General features: G+C 70.4%; 23 protein-coding genes. 18 read left to right on the forward strand and 5 right to left on the reverse strand.

From position 1 onward, the window contains the following. The first annotated feature begins 352 nt into the window (after positions 1 to 352). Together xseA and xseB are read left to right on the forward strand one after the other, a co-directional pair. Positions 353 to 1,810, forward strand: a complete 1,458-nt coding sequence (gene xseA, locus VF584_12435; GenBank protein ID HEX8210973.1) for an exodeoxyribonuclease VII large subunit — start codon at positions 353 to 355, stop codon at positions 1,808 to 1,810. 80 nt (positions 1,811 to 1,890) lie between these two features. Beyond that, positions 1,891 to 2,136 carry an exodeoxyribonuclease VII small subunit gene (gene xseB / locus VF584_12440; GenBank protein ID HEX8210974.1) on the forward strand — a complete coding sequence of 82 codons (246 nt, stop codon included), beginning with the start codon at positions 1,891 to 1,893 and terminating at the stop codon, positions 2,134 to 2,136. Positions 2,137 to 2,377: 241 nt separating this feature from the next. On the opposite strand, the gene VF584_12445 is transcribed toward xseB, so the two are convergent. Further along, entirely contained in the window at positions 2,378 to 2,644 is a 267-nt protein-coding gene (locus VF584_12445; GenBank protein ID HEX8210975.1) for a hypothetical protein, read from the reverse strand. A 365-nt stretch (positions 2,645 to 3,009) separates the two neighbouring features. Beyond that, complete coding sequence (locus VF584_12450) at positions 3,010 to 4,218, reverse strand: serine hydrolase domain-containing protein (GenBank protein ID HEX8210976.1); 1,209 nt, start codon at positions 4,216 to 4,218, stop codon at positions 3,010 to 3,012. A 183-nt stretch (positions 4,219 to 4,401) separates the two neighbouring features. Between VF584_12450 and VF584_12455 the strand changes: the two genes are divergently transcribed. Continuing rightward, positions 4,402 to 5,829: a peptidylprolyl isomerase gene (locus tag VF584_12455; protein HEX8210977.1), complete on the forward strand. Its 1,428-nt coding sequence runs from the start codon at positions 4,402 to 4,404 to the stop codon at positions 5,827 to 5,829. 102 nt (positions 5,830 to 5,931) lie between these two features. Here VF584_12455 and VF584_12460 read toward each other — a convergent pair whose 3' ends face one another. Further along, a complete protein-coding gene (locus VF584_12460; protein HEX8210978.1) occupies positions 5,932 to 6,642 on the reverse strand; it encodes a hypothetical protein in 711 nt (236 codons plus the stop codon). 265 nt (positions 6,643 to 6,907) lie between these two features. On the opposite strand from VF584_12460, the gene VF584_12465 reads away from it, so the two are divergent. Both VF584_12465 and VF584_12470 read left to right on the forward strand, forming a co-directional pair. After that, the gene (locus tag VF584_12465) at positions 6,908 to 7,138 is read left to right on the forward strand and encodes a type II toxin-antitoxin system Phd/YefM family antitoxin (GenBank protein ID HEX8210979.1); all 231 of its coding nucleotides are present in this window, start codon (positions 6,908 to 6,910) and stop codon (positions 7,136 to 7,138) included. Between the two features lie 2 nt (positions 7,139 to 7,140). Next, the gene (locus VF584_12470; protein HEX8210980.1) at positions 7,141 to 7,542 is read left to right on the forward strand and encodes a type II toxin-antitoxin system VapC family toxin; all 402 of its coding nucleotides are present in this window, start codon (positions 7,141 to 7,143) and stop codon (positions 7,540 to 7,542) included. A gap of 7 nt (positions 7,543 to 7,549) precedes the next feature. Here the strand turns inward: VF584_12470 and tesB are convergent, their stop codons facing one another. Continuing rightward, a complete protein-coding gene (gene tesB / locus VF584_12475) occupies positions 7,550 to 8,395 on the reverse strand; it encodes an acyl-CoA thioesterase II (protein ID HEX8210981.1) in 846 nt (281 codons plus the stop codon). A 390-nt stretch (positions 8,396 to 8,785) separates the two neighbouring features. Further along, positions 8,786 to 10,309 (reverse strand): DASS family sodium-coupled anion symporter, encoded by a 1,524-nt coding sequence (locus VF584_12480; GenBank protein HEX8210982.1) that lies wholly within the window; start codon positions 10,307 to 10,309, stop codon positions 8,786 to 8,788. A 333-nt stretch (positions 10,310 to 10,642) separates the two neighbouring features. On the opposite strand from VF584_12480, the gene VF584_12485 reads away from it, so the two are divergent. The 13 genes from VF584_12485 (at position 10,643) to VF584_12545 (ending at position 22,454) form a co-directional block, all read left to right on the forward strand. Continuing rightward, on the forward strand, positions 10,643 to 11,425 hold the full coding sequence (locus VF584_12485) for a sigma-70 family RNA polymerase sigma factor (protein HEX8210983.1): 783 nt from the start codon (positions 10,643 to 10,645) through the stop codon (positions 11,423 to 11,425). 79 nt (positions 11,426 to 11,504) lie between these two features. Beyond that, positions 11,505 to 12,446 carry a hypothetical protein gene (locus tag VF584_12490; protein HEX8210984.1) on the forward strand — a complete coding sequence of 314 codons (942 nt, stop codon included), beginning with the start codon at positions 11,505 to 11,507 and terminating at the stop codon, positions 12,444 to 12,446. Positions 12,447 to 12,623: 177 nt separating this feature from the next. Then, on the forward strand, positions 12,624 to 13,247 hold the full coding sequence (locus VF584_12495) for a hypothetical protein (protein HEX8210985.1): 624 nt from the start codon (positions 12,624 to 12,626) through the stop codon (positions 13,245 to 13,247). Further along, positions 13,244 to 14,593: an allantoinase AllB gene (gene allB, locus VF584_12500; protein HEX8210986.1), complete on the forward strand. Its 1,350-nt coding sequence runs from the start codon at positions 13,244 to 13,246 to the stop codon at positions 14,591 to 14,593. The genes VF584_12495 and allB overlap by 4 nt, the downstream gene beginning before the upstream one ends. Next, positions 14,590 to 15,612 (forward strand): allantoicase, encoded by a 1,023-nt coding sequence (gene alc / locus VF584_12505; protein ID HEX8210987.1) that lies wholly within the window; start codon positions 14,590 to 14,592, stop codon positions 15,610 to 15,612. Before allB ends, alc begins: the two co-directional genes overlap by 4 nt. A 142-nt stretch (positions 15,613 to 15,754) precedes the next feature. Next, positions 15,755 to 16,642, forward strand: a complete 888-nt coding sequence (gene uraD, locus VF584_12510; protein HEX8210988.1) for a 2-oxo-4-hydroxy-4-carboxy-5-ureidoimidazoline decarboxylase — start codon at positions 15,755 to 15,757, stop codon at positions 16,640 to 16,642. After that, entirely contained in the window at positions 16,642 to 17,826 is a 1,185-nt protein-coding gene (locus VF584_12515) for a urate hydroxylase PuuD (GenBank protein ID HEX8210989.1), read from the forward strand. Before uraD ends, VF584_12515 begins: the two co-directional genes overlap by 1 nt. A gap of 138 nt (positions 17,827 to 17,964) precedes the next feature. Next, a complete protein-coding gene (locus VF584_12520; GenBank protein HEX8210990.1) occupies positions 17,965 to 18,396 on the forward strand; it encodes a DUF433 domain-containing protein in 432 nt (143 codons plus the stop codon). Next, entirely contained in the window at positions 18,393 to 18,845 is a 453-nt protein-coding gene (locus VF584_12525) for a DUF488 domain-containing protein (protein HEX8210991.1), read from the forward strand. The genes VF584_12520 and VF584_12525 overlap by 4 nt, the downstream gene beginning before the upstream one ends. 40 nt (positions 18,846 to 18,885) lie before the next feature. Further along, positions 18,886 to 19,125 (forward strand): hypothetical protein, encoded by a 240-nt coding sequence (locus VF584_12530; protein HEX8210992.1) that lies wholly within the window; start codon positions 18,886 to 18,888, stop codon positions 19,123 to 19,125. Continuing rightward, the gene (locus VF584_12535) at positions 19,122 to 19,691 is read left to right on the forward strand and encodes a GNAT family N-acetyltransferase (protein ID HEX8210993.1); all 570 of its coding nucleotides are present in this window, start codon (positions 19,122 to 19,124) and stop codon (positions 19,689 to 19,691) included. The genes VF584_12530 and VF584_12535 overlap by 4 nt, the downstream gene beginning before the upstream one ends. 81 nt (positions 19,692 to 19,772) lie before the next feature. After that, entirely contained in the window at positions 19,773 to 21,035 is a 1,263-nt protein-coding gene (locus VF584_12540; GenBank protein HEX8210994.1) for a PQQ-dependent sugar dehydrogenase, read from the forward strand. Positions 21,036 to 21,320: 285 nt separating this feature from the next. Beyond that, positions 21,321 to 22,454 carry a hypothetical protein gene (locus tag VF584_12545; protein ID HEX8210995.1) on the forward strand — a complete coding sequence of 378 codons (1,134 nt, stop codon included), beginning with the start codon at positions 21,321 to 21,323 and terminating at the stop codon, positions 22,452 to 22,454. The last annotated feature ends 43 nt before the right edge of the window (positions 22,455 to 22,497 follow it).

The raw sequence follows: 22,497 nt of genomic DNA on the forward strand, positions 1-22,497 counted from the left end.
CCGTTGTCCGGACGGCTCGGTGTCTCCCGTCGCCGGTCGCCACCCGCCCGTAGCTACGGAGGTGTACCGTCAACTCCTCCGGCGGGACTTTCACCCGCAAGAACACGCCGCCTTTGCACGGCGCACCACAGAGCCACAGAGGGAACCGAAAGAACCGCAAGCGAGGTTCTCTGTGCCCTTGCAGTTCCCTCTGCGTCTCTGTGTGAGGTCATTCCGGTCCGTAGGTGCCACCCGCTACGGCATATACAGCATGAACTTACGCGCACGGCACCGCTCCGTAGTGGACACAGTTGTTCCGGGTGCGCTCTTTGGATACCTTTGGGTGCCGCATCCACCGACACCCCGGAGATCGATGCTCCAGCGGACCCTCCTCAGCGCCGAGCCCGTGCGCCCCGCCCGTCCGGGGAGCACGGTGGAGAGCGCGTGCACCGTAAGTGCGCTCGTGAAGAGCAGCGACAAGGTGCTGCGCGAGGCCGCGGGCAATCTCTGGGTGCGCGGCGAGATCTCGGGGTGGAAGCGGTACACCAGCGGCCACTGCTACTTCACCCTCAAAGACGACCGGGCGGAGATCCAGTGCGTCCTCTTCGCCGACGCGGCGCGCGCCCTGCCCGCGCTGCCGGAGAACGGTATGGAGGTGTGCGTCTTCGGGCAGGTGGGGATCTATCCGAAAAAGGGGCAGTTCCAGTTCACCGTGCAGCGCCTGGCGACCACGGGAATGGAGGGGCTCTGGCAGCTGGCGTACGACCGGCTCGTGCGCACGCTGCGCCAGGAGGGGCTGCTGGACGAGGGCCGCAAGCGCCCGATCCCCGCGGTGCCGGACCGCATCGGCATCGTGACCTCGGCGCAGAGCGCGGCGCTGCACGACATGCACCGCGCGCTGCGCCGCAAGGCGTGGTGGGTGACGGCGTACGTGTCGCACTGCTCGGTGGAGGGCGCGGGCGCGGCGCCCGAGATCGCGGCCGCGCTGCGCCGCTTCGGCAACGGGCCGGGGCAGACGCCGGTGGACGTGGTGATCGTGGCGCGCGGGGGCGGGAGCAAGGAGTCGCTCTGGGCCTACAACCTGGAAGAGGTCGCGCGCGCCATCGCCGCCTGCCCGTTCCCGGTGATCTCGGCGGTGGGGCACGAGACCGACCACACGATCGCCGACCTGGTGGCGGACGTGCGCGCCGCCACGCCCACCGCCGGCGCCGAGCGCGCCGTGCCGGAAGGGCGCGACATCATGGCCGCGCTGGACGATTTCCCCCGCGCCGCCTCCGTCCCCGTGCGCCGCCTCCTCCGCTCGCACGCGCAGGCCGTCGCCCGCACGGAAGGCGAGGTGCGCCGCGCGGGTCTGGGCCGCCTCCAGCTCCTCCGCACCCGCATCGACGGCGCCGAGTCGTACCTCGAAGCGCGCTCGCCGCGCCGCGTCCTGCAGCAGAGCGCGGATCGCGTGGAGTGGCTGGAGAGCGATCTGCGCGCCTCCCTGACGCGCCGCGTGGAGGCCCTCCACCAGACCGTCGACGCGTCCGCCGAGGCCCTCGAAGCGCGCCACCCGCGTGGCGCCGTCCACCGTGCCGCCGAAGCCGTCGATCGCCTGGACGCGGAGCTGGGCGCCGGCCTCCTGCGCCGCATGGACGCCCTGGGCCGCGACCTCGCCGCCGCCGCCGAGGCGCTGGAGGCCCGCAGCCCGCTCAAGGTACTGGCCCGCGGCTACTCGCTCCTGAGCGACGAATCCACCGGCCGCGTGATCCGCGCCCCCGAAGACGCTGCCCCAGGCCAGCGCCTCCGCGCCCGCCTGGCACGCGGCGAGCTGATCGTAAGGGTGGAATAACAGAAGTGCCAAGTGCTAAGTGCTGAGTGCTTAGTAACAGCACTTAGCACTCAGCACTTAGCACTTTCCTAAGGAGCATCGTGCCCGATATCGAGGAGTTCACCCTCACCCCGCCCGCCGGCGAGCCCCCGCGCCTGGGAACCGTCCTGCGGCGCCTGGAGCTGATCCGCCGCGAGATGGACCGCGACGACCTGGAGCTCGAGGACCACATGCGCCTCTACCGCGAGGGGTGCGAGCTGGTGATGGCCGCCCGCGGCATCCTGCAGCACGCCGCCGCCGAGATCGAGGTGCTGATGGGCGACGGCCCGCCGCCCTCCGAAGCGTAAGCTCGCGATACAGCAGAAGCCCGGCAGCCGCACTTCGGCCGCCGGGCTTCTTCGTGTCACCGTCATCCATTTGGCTCACGCGGAGGCGCGGAGGAACTGCAACTGCATGGCTCACACAGAGACACGGAGACACGGAGGAAGAACAGCAAAAAAGCGGTTTCTCCGTGACTTTCAGTTCCTTCTGTGTTCTCTGTGTGAGGCCTTTTTCTCCGCGTCTCCGCGTGAGGCCTTCCGTCCCGTCCTACCCCAGGATCGCCAGCCGCCGCCCCGCCTCTTCCGTGCGCACCACCTCCGGCCACACCGGCCCCTCGTGGACGATGTGGCAGCCGAAGCTGCACGCGTAATCCACCATCGTCCGCCAGCGGCTCTCGGGCGGCTCCGATGCGCGCACCGTCTTGGCCAGGCGCGCGGGGCCGTTGTGCGGGCACCGCTCCGGAACGCGGAGGACGTCGTCCGCGCCCAGCTCCAGCGGCGGCGCATCTTTGGGATAGGACAGGGTGCTTTCCATGGTCGTCGCTCGGGTGATGAGGCCTTCCGCAATGTCAACGGTTAGGCGGGAAAGGGACGGTACAGCCGCGCATCAGAGCGCTTCGTGCTGTCGGAAGTGTTCGGGCACCGGCCCGCGGCTCTCGTCGCGGGCACCCTCGCGTCCGTTGGAACGACTGACGGCGGACGCGGCTCGCTCCGCACGCGCCTCAATCAGCACGAAACCCGCTTTCCGGGCCCTGAAAGACCCCGCTGCAGGCGTGCTTTGCAGCACGTCGCCATGCATACGTTACACGAGGCCGATGCGCAAGCGGCACGAGCGTATTCCTCTCAAACGCGCCGCAGCGGTGACTTCGCTACACGGCGCGTCCCCAAAGAGACGCGCGGCTACTCGCCGGGCACGATCGCCCGGAAGAGCCGGCGCCGGAACATCTGCATGTCCGCGTCAGGCTGCTTGGGAATGTAGGTGCGGTTGCTGAGGAGCACCACCCAGCTTCGGCCGCTCGGCTCGATCCAGAGCGAAGTGCCGGTGGCGCCGGTGTGGCCGAAGGCGAAGACGTCCTTGCACGTCGCGTGGTCGGGCACCACGCCCTCGCTGCAGTACACCTCCCACCCCAGCCCCCGCGTCCCGGCACCCGGCTGCGGAACGACGAACTCGCGCACGGTGCGCTTCTGGAATATGCGCACGTTCCCCAGCCGCCCTTCATTGGCGATCATCGCGGCGAAGCGCGCCAGGTCGTGCGCCGTGCTGAACGCCCCCGCGTTCCCCGCCACCCCGTCCAGCCGCCGCGCTACCTCGTCGTACGAGCCGCCGGTGTACGGACCCTCCATTTCCTCCAGGTGCAGCGTCGGCGCGCACTTCGCGCACGGCGTGGGCACGCCCATCCGGGTGGAGGCCATCCCCAGCGGACCCCACACGCGGCGCTTGAGGTAGGCCGGCAGGGGCTCGCCCGCGGCGCGCTGGGCCACGATCCACAGGATGACGAAGCCGATGTCCGAGTACAGCACGTCCTCGCCCGGCTTCAGCGCCAGCGGGCGGGTGATGAGGTAGCGCCGCACGTCGCCCGGCACCTCGCTGGCGATGTCGCTCGCCCCCGCGCGCACCCCGCCCATGTGCGTCAGGAGCATGCGCACGGTGACGCTGTCCTTGTCGCCCCCGGAGAACTGCGGCACCCAGCGGCGCACGGGATCGTCCAGGGTGAGCTTCCCATCCTCCACCAGCGCCATCACCGCCGCCGTCGTGGCGACCACCTTGGTGAGCGACGCCAGGTCGAAGAGGGTGGAGTCCGCGCTCACGGCGGGCGCGTCCTCATCCCAGGTAAGCTTTCCGAACGCCTCCACCCGCTGGATCAGCGCGCGGTTGCCGGCGGCCAGCGCCGCACCGGGAAACCACTCGCGATCCACGCGGTTTTTCACCATCTGCGCCGCGAGGGCGAGGGCGGAGTCGGGGATGGGCGTGGGGCTGGGCGTGAGCGCGCGCTCCACGATCCCGGGCGGCTCCTCCCGCACCTCGCGCGGCCCGCCCAAGTCCCTGCTGCACCCCGCCGCCAGCGCGGCGAGGATCAGGACGGCGATGCAGGGGAGGGCTCGTCTCATGGGCTCGGCTCGGGGTACTCGATCTCGCGATGGCCACCTGCGTTGCAGAGACCGCGCCGCACATGTTCACGCAACCCACGCTACTGGACTCCTCATTCGTGAGGTATTAACTACAGCTTCGTCCGGCGGCGCGAGCAGCGGTACACAATCCCGTCCCCAACCTTAAACTCGGGCGCGCGTGGCATGAGGAAACTCTGGATTCTGTTCCTGTTGCTGGTGCCCGCCGCGGGGCGGGCGCAAACGCGCGCCGACTCGGCCCTGGTCGGCCGGATGCTCGTGGCCGAGGACCGGCGCGACTCGGCGGCCGCGGAGATCGCGGCCGGGCTGCGGCACGCCGACCCGCGGGTGCGGCTGATCGCGCGCCGGGCGCTGGGGCGGATCCGCGATCCGCTGTTCCCCGCGCGCGATTCGCTGCCGCCGGTTGCCGCGCCGCGTGCGTGGCCGGAACCGGCATGGCGGCTCCGCTACCGCGCGCTCGCCACCGGGGGCGCGGACTGCGCGGCGCTGCGGGCGGCGCTGGCGGACCCCGTATGGCACGTGCGCCTGCGGGCGGCCGGCGTGGCGGGGGCGTCGTGCGGCGCCGATTCTGCCCTGGTGGGCGTGCTGGCCAGATGGGTGGACTCGCTCCCCGGAGACACGCGGCGGCGCACGGCGGGCGGGGTTTCGTGGCACGCGGGCGCGCACGCCGCGGTCGCGCTAGCGCGGATCGCCCCGGAGCAGGCGCGGGCGCGGCTCGGCCGGCTCGCCACGCATTCCGACTGGCACGTGCGCCTGTACGCCGCCCGCGCCGCCGCCGTGCTGGCCGACACGGCCCGCCTGCGCACCCTCGCGCGCGACCGCGACGGCAACGTGCAGGAGGCGGCGATCGATGCGCTGTCGAAGCTGGTGGGCCACGCGGCAGACGACGTGTACCTTGCAGCCGTGCACGGCGACCGGGCGCAGGCGGTCCGCGCCGCCGCCATCGCGCTGAAGGGATCTTCCGCACCCGCGGCGCGTGCGGCCGCCGACTCCCTGTTCGAGCGCTGGGTGCGCCGCGCGAACGAGTCCGAGCGTGACGTACGCGTGGCGCTGCTCGAAGCGGCGGGGCGCCCGGCGAGCGACGACCGCCCGCCCGCGCCGCGGTTTGATCTCGCGCCGGATGCCGTCGCGCTGGCGCTGGGCAAGAACGTGCGCGTCCGCGTGGCGATGTCGCGGGACGCGGGTGGAGGGTCGTTCGTGGTGCGGCTGCGCGGCGACGTGGCGCCCATGATGGCGGCACGCGTGCTCGCGCTGGTGCGCGCCGGCTATTACGACGGCGGCAACTGGCACCGCGTGGAGCCGGACTTCGTGGTACAGGGCGGGGGTCCGGGAACGAACGAGTACGTCGGCCACCCCCGCTACCTACGTGACGAGCTCGCGACGGTGGCGCATCCCCGCGGGTCGGTGGGGATGAGCACGCGCGGGCACGACACGGGGGACGCGCAGTGGTTCATCAACCTCAAGGACAATCCCCGCCTGGTTCGCGACTACTCCGTCTTCGCCCAGGTGGCGCAGGGGATGGACGTGGTGGATGGCATCATGGAGGGTGACGTGGTCGCGTCCATGCGCGTAGACCCGGCCGCGCGGAGGTGAAGCCCGGTGCGGAACGTGACGCGGGCCGCGGTGCCATCGGGAGAGATCGCGCTCTCCACCAGCACCGCAGCCCCGCGCCACTGACCGTCCCCGGCGACGGACTCAGGATTCCTGGATCAGCTTCGACTGCAGGATGAGCGCGACCGCCGTGGCCGCGAGCAGGCTCCCCTCGTCGCGCCCGACCTCGGGGGCCACGCGCACGCTCCCCCAGTGGACCTGCTCCACCGCGCCGATCACCCGCCCCTCGCGCCGGAGGACGTATCCCAACGCGCCGCAGCAGTCCGTCTGCCCGCCAGGAGGGTTCTCACCTTCGATCTCGTAGCTCACCTCGTCGCGGCGCAGGGTGCCGCCGGGAGCCCCATCGCCCGCCCCGCCGATGCGCAGCGTCCACGCCCTGGCCGGCTCGCCGGGCGGCTGCAGCGAGCATTCGAGCGAGGTACGGTCGTCCAGCGACAGCTCCACGCTGCCGAGCTTGAAGCCCCGCTCGATGTCGCGGTTGTCGCAGCGCACGGCCCACAGGTCGCGCGCGGCGGCGGTGTCGCGCAGGATGAACTCGTAGCGCTGCTGGAACTCAGTCTTCCCCTTGAGCGCGTCCACGATGCCGCCGCGCTGGCGGACGCCGTGGCGGTCGATGCGGTGCGCCTCGAACGGCCCCACGCGCAGCGGCCCGTCGGGGCGCCACTGGTTGCGCGGGCGCACGCTCCACTCCGGCGCCGCCGCCAGGGTGGGCGGCACCGCCATCCGCGTCGTCGCGCACCCGGACGCCCCCAGCGCCAGCAGCCCAATCGCGAGCCTCGTCGGTGTGATGATCATCGCGCCAGGTATGCGAGCGCCAGCAGCGTGGCTGCGCGCGACCACCCCAGGATCCAGTGAATCGGCCTCGTATACATCAGCTACCTCCTGTTGCCGGAAGTCCACAGTTGCACCCTTTTGACCTTCTCGGGGAATGATGCGGGAGGCGGCGCCGACAGGAATGGGGAAAGTGACCCATCCGATCGTGGAATTGCCATGTTTCCGCATTAGCTATATACTTAGCTAAGCAAACGGAACACCGGAGAACCCAGCGAGGGAGCAGCGGATGATCGTGAACATCCACGCCGCCAAGACCAACCTGTCCCGGCTGATTGAACAGGCGTGCGCGGGGGAGGAAGTGGTGATCGCGAGGAACTCGGAGCCCGTGGTGAGGCTGGTGCCCGTGGGCGGCACCAGGCCCAAGCGGATATTCGGCTCGATGAAGGGACAGTTCACGGTCCCCGCCGAGTTCTTCGATCCACTTCCCGCCGACGAGCTGGACGCATGGGAACAGTAGGGATGAGGCTGCTGTTGGACACCCACGCTCTTCTCTGGTGGCTGCTGGGGGACGCACGGCTGGCGCCACCGGCCCGCGCGGCCATCGCCGATGAGGAGAGCGTCGTTCACGTCAGCGCCGCCACCGCCTGGGAGATCGCAACGAAGACCCGGATCGGGAAGCTTCCCGGCGCGGAGGCTCTGGCTCAGAACCTCACTGAGGTCGTGGAAGCGAACGGATTCCGCTCGCTTCCGGTCTCGCTGGAGCACGGCCAGCGCGCGGGCAGCCTCCACGGCCCGCACAAAGATCCGTTCGACCGAATGCTGGTTGCGCAGGCGCAGGCGGAAAACCTGGTCCTCGTCTCGAACGAAGAGATCTTCGACCAGTACGGAGTCGAGCGGCTCTGGGACAGGCGGGGCGCCTGAACCTCCCTCACCGCATGCGCAGCAGCCCCTCCTGCGCCACGGACGCCACCAGCCGCCCCTCGCGGTCGTAAAGGCTTCCACGCGTGAAGCCGCGCGCGCCGGTGGCGACGGGGCTGTCGGTGGAGAAGAGGAGCCATTCGTCCGCGCGGAAGGGGCGGTGGAACCAGAGGGCGTGGTCGAGGGTGGCGGCCTGCAGCTCGGGGCGCTGAAAGGTGAGGCCGTGGGGGAGGAGCGCCGTGCCCAGCAGCCCGTAGTCCGACGCGTACGCCAGCACCGCCTGGTGGCGCAGCGTGTCCGCCGGCATCTCGCCGACGGCGCGGAACCACACGTGCTTGGCTGGGTCGCGCGGCGTGGGGCGGAAGGGGTCCACCGGGTGCACGGGGCGAAAGTCGATGGGGCGGTCCTGCGTGTAGATGGCCCGCAGCGGCTCGGGGATGCGGTCCGCGACGGCGCGCACCAGGTCCAGCTCGCGCGGCAGCCCCTCGGGATCGGGCGCGGCGGGCGCGTCCATCTGGTGCTCGATCCCGGGCTCCGGCACCTGGAACGACGCGGCCATGTTGAAGATGGCGCGCCCGTGCTGGATCGCCGTCACGTGGCGCGTGGTGAAGCTCTTCCCGTCGCGCAGCCGGTCGACCAGGTACACGATGGGCGCGCTCAGGTCGCCGGGGAGGATGAAGTATCCGTGAACCGAGTGCGCCACCCGGTCGTCCCCCACCGTCCTCCCCGCCGCCACCAGCGCCTGCCCCAGCACCTGCCCCCCGAAGACGCGCCCCGACCCGATGTCGCGATTGGTGCCGCGGAAGATGTTCTCCTCGATGTCCTCGAGGTCCAGCAGCGATAGCAGGTCTTGCAAACGGTAGCTCATGTGGTCAGGCGAGATAGGAGTTTGGGAGGGTGAGTGCTAAGTGCTAAGTGCTAAGTGCTAAGTGCTAAGTGCTAAGTGCTAAGTGCTGGAGTCGGACCTCGCCCCCCATCTTGTCATCCTGAGAAAGCCGCCCCACGGACGCCTGGCGTCGCACGCGGTGCTCCTGCGGCGACCAAAGGATCTAGCGGGCGAGGCAAGAGGACGGCCGGTAGCCACGAGTCCCTCGGAACGCGCAGTAGATCCTTCGCTCCGCGCCATGGATCTACGTGCGGGCGAGATCGCTGAGGCGCGTCACTCTGGATGACAATGAGGGCACTCACGCACTCACGCACTCACGCACCGCGGTTCAGCACTCAGCACTTAGGACTCAGCACTTCCTCACCGCAACACCGGCGCGAGAATCGACACCGCCGCCACGATCACCACCACGCCGATCACGTCCAGGATCAGGCCGTACCTCACCATCCGCATCAGCGGGACGTAGCCGGAGCCATAGACGATCGCGTTGCAGGGCGTCGACACGGGGAGCATGAAGCCCAGGCTGGCCGCCATCGTCGCGCCGAGCGCCGGGGCGAGCGGATCGACGCCCGCCGCCGTCGCGATGGAGATCACCACCGGCACCACCATGTTGGCCGAAGCGGTGTTGCTGGTCGTCTCGCTCACCAGCACCGCCACGATCACGGACGCCACCAGCAGCCCGAAGTCGCCGTGGAGCGGGAGGAGGCTCGTGATCCCCCGCCCCACCGCCTCTGCCAGACCCGTGTTGAACGACAGCACCCCCAGCGCGAAACCGCCGCCGTACAGCAGGATCACCCCCCAGTCGATCCGCACCGCCTGCTCCCAGTCGATCGCCTTCTCCCCGGGCGCGCTGCCGGGCAGGAGGAAGAGGAGAAACGCCCCCACCAGCGCCGCGACCGCCTCCGGCACCCGCGCGCTCATCTCGCGGTACACGGGGCTCGCCTCCCCCACGACCAGCGCGAACACCCCCGGCACGATCCAGAGCGCCGCCGTCACCCCGAACGCGATGGCGACGGAGCGCTGTCCGCGCGTCCAGGGGCCCAGCGATGCGCGCTCGCGGCGGATCAGCTCCGCGCCCTCGCCCAGCGTGCTCACCCCCGCCGGCGACAGCCAGTTGAGGTACAGGTAGAGCGCGGCGAAGAGGACGAGCACCACCGGCACCCCCACCGACATCCACTCGAAGAAGGTGATCTCCACCTTGAGCAGCGTGCGGATGAACCCGATGCCGATCACGTTCGGCGGCGTGCCGATGGGCGTCGCCAGCCCGCCGATGGAGGCGGCGAAGCTGGTCATCAGCATCAGCCCCGTGGCGTAGCGCGGATCGATCGCCGAGCCGCCGGCCGCCGAGCCGCGCATCACGCCCAGGATCGACATCCCGATCCCGAACATCATGGCGGTGGTGGCGGTGTTCGACATCCACGCACTCAGCGCCGCCGTCACAGCCCCGAACGCCAGCAGCACCCGCGCGGGCCGCCCGCCGATCCACGGAATCGTGAGCACCGCGAAGGCCACGCGCCGGTCGAGCGCGTGCAGAAAGATCGCCCGCGCCAGGATGAACGAGCCGATGAAGAGGAAGATCAGCGGATCGGCAAAGGGCGCGAACACCTCCTTGGCGGGCGCCACGCGCAGCACCACGCACGCCGCCGCACCCAGCAGCGCCGTCGCCGGCATGGGGAGCGCCTCCGTGATCCACAGCACCACCACCGCGGCCATCACCGCCGCCAGCCGGTGCGCCTCCGGCTTCAGCCCGTCCAGGGGCGCAAGCAGCAACGCCGCGAACACCAGCGGCGCCAACACGAACCCCGCGCGGTTCCGCAGCCGCTCGAAGCGCTGCTCGCCCCGGGAAAGGACCTCGCGCGGATGTGGAGTGGCGGTGGCGCTCACGGGCGGAAGTACGGGCGGCGAGTGTGGAAAGCGGCGGTGGGCCGTGCACGATACCGCGCATGGGCGGCGGCGGCAAACCCGGCCCGACCGGGGCGCCACGTGGATGCACGGAAGCGCAGCCGCTTCAGGTCGCCGCAACCATCCGCCACTCCGGGTCACGCGCGAATGTGCCTCTGGCCCAAGCCTCAGGTGAACAGAGAGAGCGGCTGCGCGCGTATTAAGCCGTTCTGCGGGCGCAAATTCTGCTGGTGGAACATTGTTCGCGCAAAGGAGTCCCTCTACCTTCAGCGCGCCGCCCCGAAGTGCCTCCACCCATCCAGCCCACTGGAACGAATGCCGAGCCGGAAGGAACTCGAGGCCCTCTTCCTCGAACACCTCCCCTGGATCGACCGCGTCTGTGCGCTCCTGTGCCGGCGGCACGGGCTGGCCGGCGCGGAGGGCGAGGACTTCACGTCGTGGGCGCGGATGAAGCTTGTGGAAGACGAGTACGCCGCCCTTCGCAAGTTCCGCGGCGAGAGCTCGTTGAACACGTATCTCACGGTCGTGGTCTCGATGCTCTTTCGTGAGTACCGTGTATCCCGCTGGGGCCGCTGGCGTCCCTCGGCCGCGGCGCGGCGGGAGGGGCCCGTGGCCGTGCGCCTGGAAACGCTGGTGCGCCGCGACGGCTACGGCCTCGATCAGGCCGTGGAGGTGCTCCGCACGTCGGGCGACACCGATGCGTCGCAAGGAGAGCTCGCGCGGATGCTCGCCCGGCTCCCGGCCCGCACGCCGCTGCGCCCGTCGCAGGTGGGGGCCGACGAGCTGGAGCACACCCCCGGCCCCGCATCCGCCGACGACCTGACGGAGCGCGCCGAGTCGGAGGCGGAGCGGACGCAGCTCCACGATGCGCTGGGCCGCGCGCTGGACCGGCTGGATCAGGAGGACCGGCTGATCCTGCGGATGCGCTTCTGGGAGGATCTCAGCGTGGCGGACATCGCGCGGGGCCTGGCGCTGCCCCAGAAGCCGTTGTACAGGCGCATCGAGCGGACCCTGAACGAGTTGCGCGGGCACCTGCAGGCCGCGGGGATCACTCCGGACGAAGTGCGCTCGCTCCTCGGAAATCTGGAGGCGGAATGAGCGGATGGCGCGACAAACGCTTTACGCGTCCATCCAATAGGTATGGCGCGCAGGTGGAGGGCACCCGATGACGGATAAGATGAAGAACGCAGAGCGCCTGGCCGCCCTCCTCGACGGGCGGCTGGACGCGCACCGGCGCGACGAGCTCCTCACCGAGCTCGCCACATCGGAGGACGACTTCGACGCCTACGCGGACGCGGTGGCGATCACGGCAGAGCTGGAGGGCGCCGCCCCCGAGACGACGCCGATCAAGGCCGCCTCCCTGGTGACGCCGATCCCCGTCGCGCCCGAGGTGACGCACACCCACGCCACTCCCGAGGTGACGCCGATCCACGACGCCCCGTCGCGCCGCCGCGGGCTCGCGCCGCGCTGGCTGGCAGTCGCGGCGGTGCTGACGGGGGTGGCGCTCGCGCCCTGGCTGTGGACACGCTTCGCTGCGGATCGCGGTCTGGTTGCGGTCGAGGCCGACGCGCTCCCGGCCGGGTGGGACGCGAGCCCGTGGGGTATCACCAGGGGCGCCGGCGACGGGCTCACCGATGACGCGCGCGCCATCCGCCTGGGCGTGCGCCTGGTGGACCTGGAGCTCGCCGTGCGCGGGCGTGACCCCGGCACCGCCCAGCTCGCCACCGAAACCGCGATGCTCCTGGAGGGCATCTCCGCCGCGGCGCCCGCCGGCATCTACCACGAAATCGCCCGCCGCGCCGGTGAGCCCGCCGAACGCCTCGAACCGCTTCTCGAAGAGGGGCGCGAGCTGGTGCCGCAGATGGCGGGTGAGGAGCAGGTGAAGCTGGGTGCGTGGATCGAATCGGCGCGCATCGCCGCCGCGACCCGCGATCAAACATTTTTTGCGAGGCGCGCTAATCGCTCGCAGTTGAAGCGCATGGCCGGGGATGCTACCCTCCCCCCTTCCGCCCGCAGCACCGCCGCTCGTCTCAGGATTGCGGTCGAGACCGCTTCCGCTCAGGATTGGAGCCTGCTGGAGCGCGAGCTGGCCGGTCTGCTGCGATCACTTGGCAGATGAAGCTGCGCAACGGGTAAAGTTGGTGGGTAATAACCATCTAAAGGACGATCAGCGGGAACAGTCTGCGGGCCAGGCTGTTCCCGCTTCCTCGTGCGGGCATGCGCCCTCGCCCGCAGGCTGGTAGATTCCAAGCGTCGGCGTGTGCGGGGATGATTCCGGGGAACAGGATACGAGGTCATGGATTCACAGATGGTGCTGGAGATCGTGGGGTACGTGGCGTCGGTGCTGGTGGCCGTGTCGCTGATGATGAGCTCGATCCTGCGGCTGAGGATCATCAACCTGGTGGGGTCGGCGGCGTTCACGGTGTACGGGGTGCTGATCCACGCCTATCCCGTGGCGGCGGTGAACGGGCTGATCGTGCTCATCAACCTGTACTACCTGCGGCAGATGCTGGGCTCGCGCGAGTACTTCAAGCTCCTGCGCGTGCAGCCAGATTCGGAGTACCTGCGCTACTTCCTGGACTTCTACAAGGCCGACATCCAGCGCTTCCTCCCCGGCTTCACGCACACGCCGGCCGCGGGGCAGCTCACCTTTTTCGTGCTGCGCGACATGGTGCCGGCGGGGCTCTTTATCGGTGAGATGCGGGGGGATGGGGCGCTGCACGTGGTGCTGGACTTCGTGATCCCGCAGTTCCGCGACTTCAAGACGGGGCGCTACCTCTTCACCGACCAGGCGGAGTTCTTTCGCGAGCTGGGCGTGCACGAGATCCTGAGCGATCCCGGCAGCAGCGAGCACACGAAGTACCTCCGCCGCATGGGCTTCGCGCCGGGCGAGGGGATGTACCGCCTGCGCGTCGCGTGAGCGGAGTCGTCTTCCGCGCGCGCCGCGTCGTCCTGCCGGATGGCGTGCGTCCCGCGTCGGTGTACGTGGAGGGCGGCCGGATCGCGGCGGTGCGCGCGTTCGACGATGCGGGGGATGGCGCGACCGTGGTGGATGCGGGCGACGCGGTGCTGATGCCGGGGCTCGTGGACACGCACGTGCACGTCAACGAGCCGGGGCGGACGGACTGGGAAGGATTCGAGACCGCCACCCGTGCCGCCGCGGCCGGCGGCGTCACGACCATCGTGGACATGCCGCTGAACAGCATCCCCGCCACCGCTTCGGCGGAGGGGATGCGCGCGAAGCTGGACGCGGCGCGCGGGAAGTGCGGCGTGGACGTGGGGTTCTGGGGAGGCGTGGTGCCCGGAAACGACGCCGAGCTGCGCCCGCTGTGGGAGGCGGGGGTGCTCGGCTTCAAGTGCTTCCTCGCTCCCTCGGGCGTCGCCGAGTTCGGCCACGTCGGTGAGGCGGAGCTGCGGCTCGCGATGCCGATTTTGTCTGAGCTGCGCGCGCCGCTGCTGGTGCATGCCGAACTGCCGGCGCCACTGGAGCGCGCCGCCGCGGCCATCACCGGCGATGACCCGCGCGCGTACGCCACATACCTGCGCTCCCGCCCGCCAGAAGCGGAGGTCGAGGCCATCGAGATGATGGTCCGCCTCTGCCGCGAGCTCGGGACGCGGGTGCACATCGTCCACCTGGCGGCGGCGGAGGCGCTTCCCCTGCTCCGCGATGCGCGCGCGGAGGGGCTGCCGATCACCGTCGAGACCTGCCCGCACTACCTGCACTTCGCGGCGGAGGATATTCGCGACGACGGGTTGGAGTGGAAGTGCGCGCCCCCGATCCGCCACCGGGCGAACCGCGAGCGGCTGTGGGAGGCGCTCGCGGCGGCGGACGTGGACCTCGTCGCATCCGACCACTCGCCGTGCCCGCCGGCGATGAAGGCGGGCGACTGGTTCACGGCGTGGGGCGGGATCGCGTCGCTCCAGCTTGGGCTGCGCGTGATGTGGACGGCCGCCAGGGCGCGTGGGTTTGGCCCGGAGCGCATCGCGGAGTGGATGTGCGCGGCCCCGGCGCGTCTCGCGGGGCTGGAAGCGCGCAAAGGCTCCATCGCCCTGGGGTGCGACGCGGACCTGGTGGTGTGGGACCCGGACTCGGATGCCACCGTGCGGCCGGATGTGCTTCATCACAGGCACAAAGTGACCCCGTACGCGGGCGGAGTCTTTGCCGGGGAGGTGCTGGCGACGTACGTTCGTGGGGTGCAGGTGTACGACCGCGGCCGCTTTCCGGATCAGCCGGCCGGGCGCATCCTCCTTCGCGACATCGCATGATCGACTTCGAGGAGCTGCCGGACCTGGCGTCGGAGCGGCTGGGCGGCGCGGTGCTGGCCGCCAACGACGAGTTCTTTGCCCCCAAGGACGGCCTCCTCAAGCCCGGCCCCGCCGAGTGGCGCGAGGGCGCGTACACTGAGCGCGGCAAGTGGATGGACGGGTGGGAGACCCGCCGCCACTCGCCGGACCACGACTGGTGCATCGTCCGGCTGGGCGCGCCGGGGATCGTGCGCGGGGTGGTGGCGGACACGGCGTTCTTCCGCGGCAACTATCCCGAGCACTGCTCGCTGGAGGGATGCTCCGTCCCCGGCACGCCGTCCGCCGCCGAGCTGGTGCACGCGGACTGGACCGAGATCCTCCCGAAGTCGCCGCTGCGGGGCGATCACAAGAACCGCTTCCCGGTGGAGCACGACGGGCGCTTCACCCACCTGCGCTTCCACATCTACCCGGATGGGGGCGTGGCGCGGTTGCGGGTGCACGGCGAGGTGGTGCCGGATTGGACGCGCTTCGCCCGCGCGGGAGGCGAGGTGGACCTGGCGGCGATGGAGAACGGCGGGTGGGTGGTGTCGTGCAGCGACGTGTTTTACGGCGACCGGCAGAACCTGGTCCTGCCCGGCCGCTCGCTCTTCATGGGCGACGGCTGGGAGACGCGCCGCCGCCGCGGCCCCGGCCACGACTGGAGCATCGTGCGCCTTGCCGCGCCGGGCACGATCCACCGCGTGGAGATCGACACGGACCTCTTCAAGGGCAATTCCCCCGAGCGGTGCACCCTGGAAGCGATCCACCTTCCCGGCGCCACCGCCGGTGCGCTCGCCGCCCACTCCGCGCCCTGGACACCGCTGCTGGCCGAGACCCGCCTCCAGCCCGACGCCCGCCACCGCTTCGAGGACGAGGTCATCGCCGCCGGCCCCGCGACGCACGTGCGCCTCAACGTCTTTCCCGATGGCGGGATCGCGCGGCTGCGGCTGTTCGGGGTGCTGGACGCGCGGCACACCGGGGGCGAGAGCAGCGGGGGCTGAAGCCCCCGCCTGGAACGACGGGAAGGCGGCTGAAGCCGGCTCGCGAAACGCGATGTAAGACCCGGAGTCCGCGCAGGCGGACTTTGTGCTGTTGTTGCAGCGAGTTCACTCGCCCGGAGCCACCCCACCTAAAATCGCCCCCATGACCGCCCTCGACCGCTTCAACGCCCTCCCGCCGGACGACGCCGTCCGCGAGCTGCTCACGTGCTGCGGATCGCGGGAGTGGGCGCGGCGGATGGCGGCGGCGCGGCCGTTCGCGGACGAGGCAGCGTTGCAGGAGCGCGCGGACGAGATCTGGTGGGCGCTGGAGGAGCGGGACTGGCTCGAAGCCTTTCGCAGCCACCCCCGCATCGGCGAAAAGAAGGCGGAGGCGGGCCAGACTTCGCGCGAGCAGGCGTGGTCCGCCGGGGAGCAGGCGGGGGTGAGCAGCGCCGCCGCTGAGACCCAGCGGGCGCTCGCCGAGGGCAACCGCCAGTATGACCAGCGCTTCGGCTTCATCTACATCGTCTGCGCGACGGGGAAGTCGGCTGACGAGATGCTCGCCCTCCTTCGCCAGCGTCTCGGCAACGACCCCGCCGCCGAGCTGCGCATCGCGGCGGCGGAGCAGAGCAAGATCACCCGGATCCGGCTGGAGAAGCTGCTGGCTGCACGCGGCGAGCAAACGAAATCCACACCCCCAAGCCCGACCATGAGCGCGATCACGACGCACGTGCTGGACACCGCCCGCGGCCGCCCCGCAGCGGGCGTGGCGATCGAGCTGGAGCGTGTGGCGGATGGCGCCGCGACACCGCTTGGGCGCGGCGAAACCGATGCGGACGGGCGCCTGCGCACCCTCCTTCCATCTGGCGCGCCGCTGGACGAGGGGACGTACCGGCTCGTCTTCGACACGGGCGGCTACTTCGCGGCGCAGGGCATCGACGCGTTCTACCCGGAAGTCGCGATCGTTTTCCAGGTAAAGAACGGAGGCGAGCACTTCCACGTCCCTCTCCTGCTGAGCCCCTTCGGCTACTCCACCTACCGCGGCAGCTGATGAGCCCCGCCGTTCGCGAGATCCTCGACCTCGTTTTCCGCTGGATCCACGTGATCGCGGGGATCATGTGGATCGGCAACTCGCTGCTGTGGAACTGGATCGACCGCAATCTCGTCCCCACCGATCCGGGGAAGGAGGGGGATATCTGGCTGCTGCACAGCGGCGCGTTCTATCGCATGGAGAAGAACGTGGTGGGGTGGGACCTCGCGCGGACGCTGCACTGGTTCAAGTGGCAGGCGTACACCACCTGGCTCACGGGCGCGGCGCTCCTCGTCGTCGTCTACTACGCCAGCGGCGGCGCGCTTTTGGTGGATCCGGCGGTGCGCGAGCTCACCCCGGCGCAGGCGGTCGGGGTAGCAGCGGGCTCGATCGTGGGGGCGTGGCTGGCGTACGACTTCGTGCTGGGCCGCGCGATTTCGCGGATGGGGCGGATGGGCGCGGTGGCGGGGTTCGCGCTGGTGCTGGGGGCCGGGTACGCGCTCACGCAGCTGCTGAGCGGGCGCGCGGCCTTTCTGCACGTGGGCGCGATGCTGGGGACGCTGATGGCCGGCAACGTGTACCGCGTCATCATGCCGTCGCAACGCGTGCTGGTGGCCGCCGCGGAGCGCGGGGAGCGGCCGGACCCGGCGCCGTCGAAGCGCGCCAAGGAACGGTCGATCCACAACAACTACCTGACCTTCCCGGTCATCGTGCTGATGCTGAGCAGCCACTTCCCGGACCTGTACGGGCACCGGCTGAACTGGCTCTTCCTGGGCATCCTGGTGCTGGCGGGCGCCACGGTGCGCCACATCCTGAACGTCCGCTTCACCTTTCCGCGCTGGAAGCCCGCGCTCGCCGCCACGTTCGCGACGACGCTCGGCGCACTCTTCCTCCTCCTGGTGCGCCCGGCCGCGTCCCGCACCGACGCGTCCGCGGGTGAGCGCGCCAACTTTGCGCAGGCGAACGCCGTCATCCAGAAGCGATGCACCGTCTGCCACTCCGCCAGTCCGGCCGATCGCACCTTTGGCGCGGCACCCGCGGGCGTCGCTTTCGACACCCCCGAGCAGATCCTGGCCCGCGTGGATCGCATCCGGGTCCGCGCCGTCGAGACCGCGACGATGCCGCCCGCCAACAAGACCTTTATGACGCCTGAAGAGCGCGCGCTCCTCGGCCGCTGGATCGCGCAGGGTGCACGTCCGGAGTAGGAACGGCAGGTCTCACGCGGAGGCGCGGAGACGCAGAGAGAACAGCAGTAGGGGCAGGGTTGCTGTGGGTTCCTGCTGCTGGCTCGCGGGTTGCTGGAGCGTGGACGGGGATGCGCGGACTCGACAGCCGGGGGGAAGATGGATACGGGTGCCCGCCCGCTCGCACTGCCGGACGGCAGCGTCGTTCACAGCGATCCCGAAGTGCACAGCGGCAATCCCGTGTTCGTCGGGACGCGCGTCCCAGCGCGAACTTTCGTCGAGTACCTTGAAGGCGGCTACACGCTGGATGATTTCCTCGATCACTTTCCCAGCGTCCGGCGAGAGCAGGCCGTCGCGCTGCTGAAGCTATCCACTTCCACATTTCACATCGCGGAGCTTTCGATGGAGCCACAGGACAACCTCAAGGTGAACCTGCAGAAGGCGATCAACACACACGAGGACGCGATGGCGGCGGTGGCGGACGTGCTCGCCCACTCCCCGGACCCGGTGTACGAGGAGATGCTCGCCACGCTCAAGCGCAACGTGGAATTGCTGCGCGCGCAGGCCGCGCAGACCCCGCCGGACGCATGACGCCGGTCGCCACCATCGGCTACGAAGACGCGACGGTGAAGCGGTTCCTGGCGGCGCTGCGGGATGCGGAGGTGGAGCTCGTCGTGGACGTGCGCGCCCTGGCCAGCTCGCGACGGCCGGGGTTCGCCAAGACCGCGCTCGCCGCCAACCTGTCGGGCGCCAGCATCGAGTACCTTCACCTGCGCGGGCTCGGCACGCCTTCCGAGGGGCGCGCCGCCGCCCGCGCCGGCCGCCACGACGAGATGCGCGCCGTCTTCGCGGAGCACCTCGCCACCCCCGCCGCGCAGGCCGACCTCGAAACGCTGGCCACGCTCGTGGGCTCCGGCCGCCGCGTCTGCCTCCTCTGCCTCGAAGCCGACCCCACTCATTGCCACCGCAGCCTCGTCGCCGATGCGCTGGCGGAGCGTGTGCCGGTGGAGGTGACGCACCTACGGGTGGAAGACGAGTAGCGCGTCTTCGTTTCGCACCAAATCAACCCACGAGTGAGCGATGGCCACGCTGATCCTGGAGCTCTCCAAAAATCTGCACGAGGAGCTCACGTTCAGCGCCGCGCGCCACCGGCGGAGCATCGAGCGCGAGGCGATCGCGTGTTTGGAGCGGGCGCTTGGTAGCTCGTCCATGGACGTGGGCGAGACGTTGGCTCGTGCGCGCCAGACCCGCGAGCGAGCAGGCCAAGTGTACGTCACTGACGATGCGCTCCGGTCTGCCCGTGATGATAGGCGTGCGTGACCGTCGAAATCCGCGAAGAGCCGGTTACCGCGCTGGATGAGTACGCCAGGGTGGCGATCGCGTTCGAGGTCCGCTCGGTGTTCGAAGTGGCGGAGGCGGGCGGCGGATTCGAGCTGATGGAGAGGCCGGTCGAGGCTCCGTACGTCAAGGATCACGACGCGATCCCGGGGGAGGGGCCGGCCGGGTGGGCGAAGAACTTCGACCTGTCGAGCTGGGCAGTGTTCGCGGCGTGGCGCGACGGGCGGCGGGTGGGTGGTGCGGCGGTCGCGTTCCGCACTCCCGGCGTGGACATGCTGGAGGGACGGCGCGACCTGGCCGTGCTGTGGGACATCCGCGTCGCGCCCGACGTGCGCGCGCAGGGAGTCGGCACCGCGCTGTTTCGCCAGGTGGAGGCGTGGGCGCGGGCGAGAGGGTGCACGGAGCTCAAGGTGGAGACGCAGAACATCGACGTCCCCGCCTGCCGGTTCTACGCGCGGCAGGGGTGCGTGCTCGCGGAGGCCAACCGCGGCGTGTATCCGTCGCTGCCACACGAGGTGCAGCTCATCTGGCGCAAGCCGCTGCGCTGACCCCGCACCGTTCTTGCAGCATCCGCCCCCACCACCGGCCTGCGAATGGCCGATCTTCTAAGCACTACCGGGGCTGGACTCATGCGCAAGATGGTTGTAGCGGTAGCACCGATTCTCGCACTCGCGGCGGCCTGCGCTCCCGAGGGCGGCAAGCGGGCGGAGGCCTCGCTCGTCCAGACGGCGGAGGCGCAGGCGTGCACGCCCCTTCCGAGCGGCAATGCGAACGCGTCGGATCAGCGCCCCGCCTTCGCGGGGCAGACGCGGGCGTGCGGCGTGAAGTCGAACGCCGCCTTCAACGTGACCGTGGTGGCACGCGGGCTTACGAAGCCGTGGGCCGTCGAGCCGCTCCCGGGCGGAACTTTTCTCATCACCGAGAAGCCGGGGCGGATGCGCATCGTCGCCGCCAACGGGCAGGTCGGGGCGCCGCTGGCGGGGCTTCCCGAGGTTGATCCGCGGGGGCAGGGCGGGCTGCTGGACGTGGCGCTGAGCCCGCGCTTCGCTACCGACCGCACCGTCTTCTGGAGCTACACCGAGCCGCGCGACGGCGGCAACGGCACCAGCGTCGCGCGTGGCGTGCTCTCTACGGACCGCAGGCGGCTGGAGCAGGTTCGGGTGATCCTGCGCACGCGGCCGACGTACCAGAACAACATGCACTACGGCTCGCGCCTCGCCTTCGGGCCGGACGGGATGCTGTACGTCACCATGGGTGAGCGCTCGGACCGGACCACGAGGCCGCAGGCGCAGGAGCTGGGAAGCCACCTGGGGAAGACGCTGCGCATTACGGCGAACGGCGCGCCGGCGCCGGGCAATCCGTTCATCGGGCGGGCGGGCGCGCTCCCGGAGATCTGGTCGACCGGCCATCGCAACATCCAGGCGGCCGCCTTCGACGCGCAGGGGAACTTCTGGACGATCGAGCACGGCACGCGCGGCGGGGACGAGGTGAACCGCGTGGAGAAGGGCAAGAACTACGGCTGGCCCATCGTGGCGTATGGCGTGGAGTACAACGGCTCGCCCATCACCTCCGCGCTCGGCGCCGCGACCACGCAGCGCGCGGGCACCGAGCAGCCCGTCTACTACTGGGACCCGGTGGTCGCCCCGTCCGGCGCGCAGGTCTACACGGGAAGCGCGTTCCCAGCGTGGCGCGGCAGCCTCTTCGTGGGCGGGCTGCGGGAGATGCGGCTCGTTCGCCTGACGCTCGCCAACGGCCGCGTGACCGGCGAGGAGCACCTCCTCGCCGACCGCAGGCAGCGCATCCGCGACGTGCGCCAGGGCCCCGACGGCGCCCTCTACCTCGTCACCGACGCGGAGAACGGAGAGCTTTTGAGGATCGCGCCGCGCGGGTGACGCAGTGCGGGTGAGATGATGCAAGCGGCACGGAGAAGACGGTCTTCTCCGTGCCGCTTCGCTTCCTACCGGGCGAGGCGGGCGAGGATGGAGTCCATCGCGGGGGGTCGCGGTCGGCGCGGTAGTGACGCCCTGATCGCCCACCTGGTTGGAAAATCGCCCCCGGCCGTTCCGGCCTACAAACCCACGGCCTGCCGACTGGATTGCGCCAGGATGCGATAAAACATACGTTCCAGCGTGTAGCCCATCCCTCCCAATTACTCCGTTCTCCCAATGCGCAGAAGCTTGGCACCGCTCGCCACGGTGGCCCTGGTCCTGGTCTCCGGATGCAAAGACGCGACTCAGCCCGAGCCCGCGGGCACCTGGCGGGACGTCTCCGCCTACGGAGAACACACCTGCGGTCTTTCCAGCAGCGGAGCCATCTACTGCTGGGGCGAGGGCTACCTCATTCGGCCCAAGGATCCGGTCCCGGGCATCACCGCGTCGGAGCTGTTCCGGAACCAGTGCGCGCGCAACGCGCAGGACGAGTTCTACTGCTGGGGCGGCACGTCGGGACCCACGCCCTTTCGCATCCTCGCCGGCGAGCGCGTCCTCACCGTCAGCAGGGGCAGCGGGAACATCTGCGCCCTCGTGGGTGACGGCGTCGCGACCTGCTCGGGGGACAACACGTACGGCCAGCTGGGGAACGGGACCTCGGGTGCTCCCCGGACCACGTTCGCGCCCGTAGTGGGGAGCTACCGGTTCACGAGCCTCGCGGCGACGGGGTGGACGCCGTGCGGAATCGTTCCCGGCGGGGCCGCGGTGTGCTGGGGGCACAACTACGTCGCCCAGCTCGGCCGGAGGACGGCGGAAACCTGTCTCGTGGGTGGCACGTTCGCGGACCCATGCGCGACCTCACCCGCCCCCGCCTCCGGCAACCTCTCGTTCCGCACGCTCGATGTGAGCGGCGCGCACGCGTGCGGGATCGCCACCGACGGACGTGTCTACTGCTGGGGGTCCGACCAGGCCGGCGCCCTGGGCACGGCCGCCGTGCCGGACCGGTGCACGCCCAACAACTCGCCGTGCTCCTTCACGCCCGTGCTGGCCACGAACCGCACGGACTTCCAGCGCATCCACACGAGCAGCGGGTTCAGCTGCGGGTTGACGGCCGCGGGCGATGCGCACTGCTGGGGCGCGAACTTCGTAGGACAGCTCGGCGACAGCGTGAGCAACCCATTCGGCACCGGGGGAAGCCGCCGCGAAGCGCTTCGGGTGAGCGGGGGCCACCGCTTCACGAAGATCGCGCTGGGCGGGGATCACGCGTGCGGCCTGACCAGCGAGGGGAAGATATTCTGCTGGGGCTCGAACAAGAGGGGACAGCTGGGGAACTCCACGTACCTGAATTCCAACACTCCCGTCGAGGTGCTCAAGCCGTTGTGAATCACCGCGCCCCCGCGCGTTTCTGGCTCCGCGAGATCCGCTC

This window comes from Longimicrobium sp., from assembly GCA_036389135.1.
Lineage (GTDB): Bacteria > Gemmatimonadota > Gemmatimonadetes > Longimicrobiales > Longimicrobiaceae > Longimicrobium.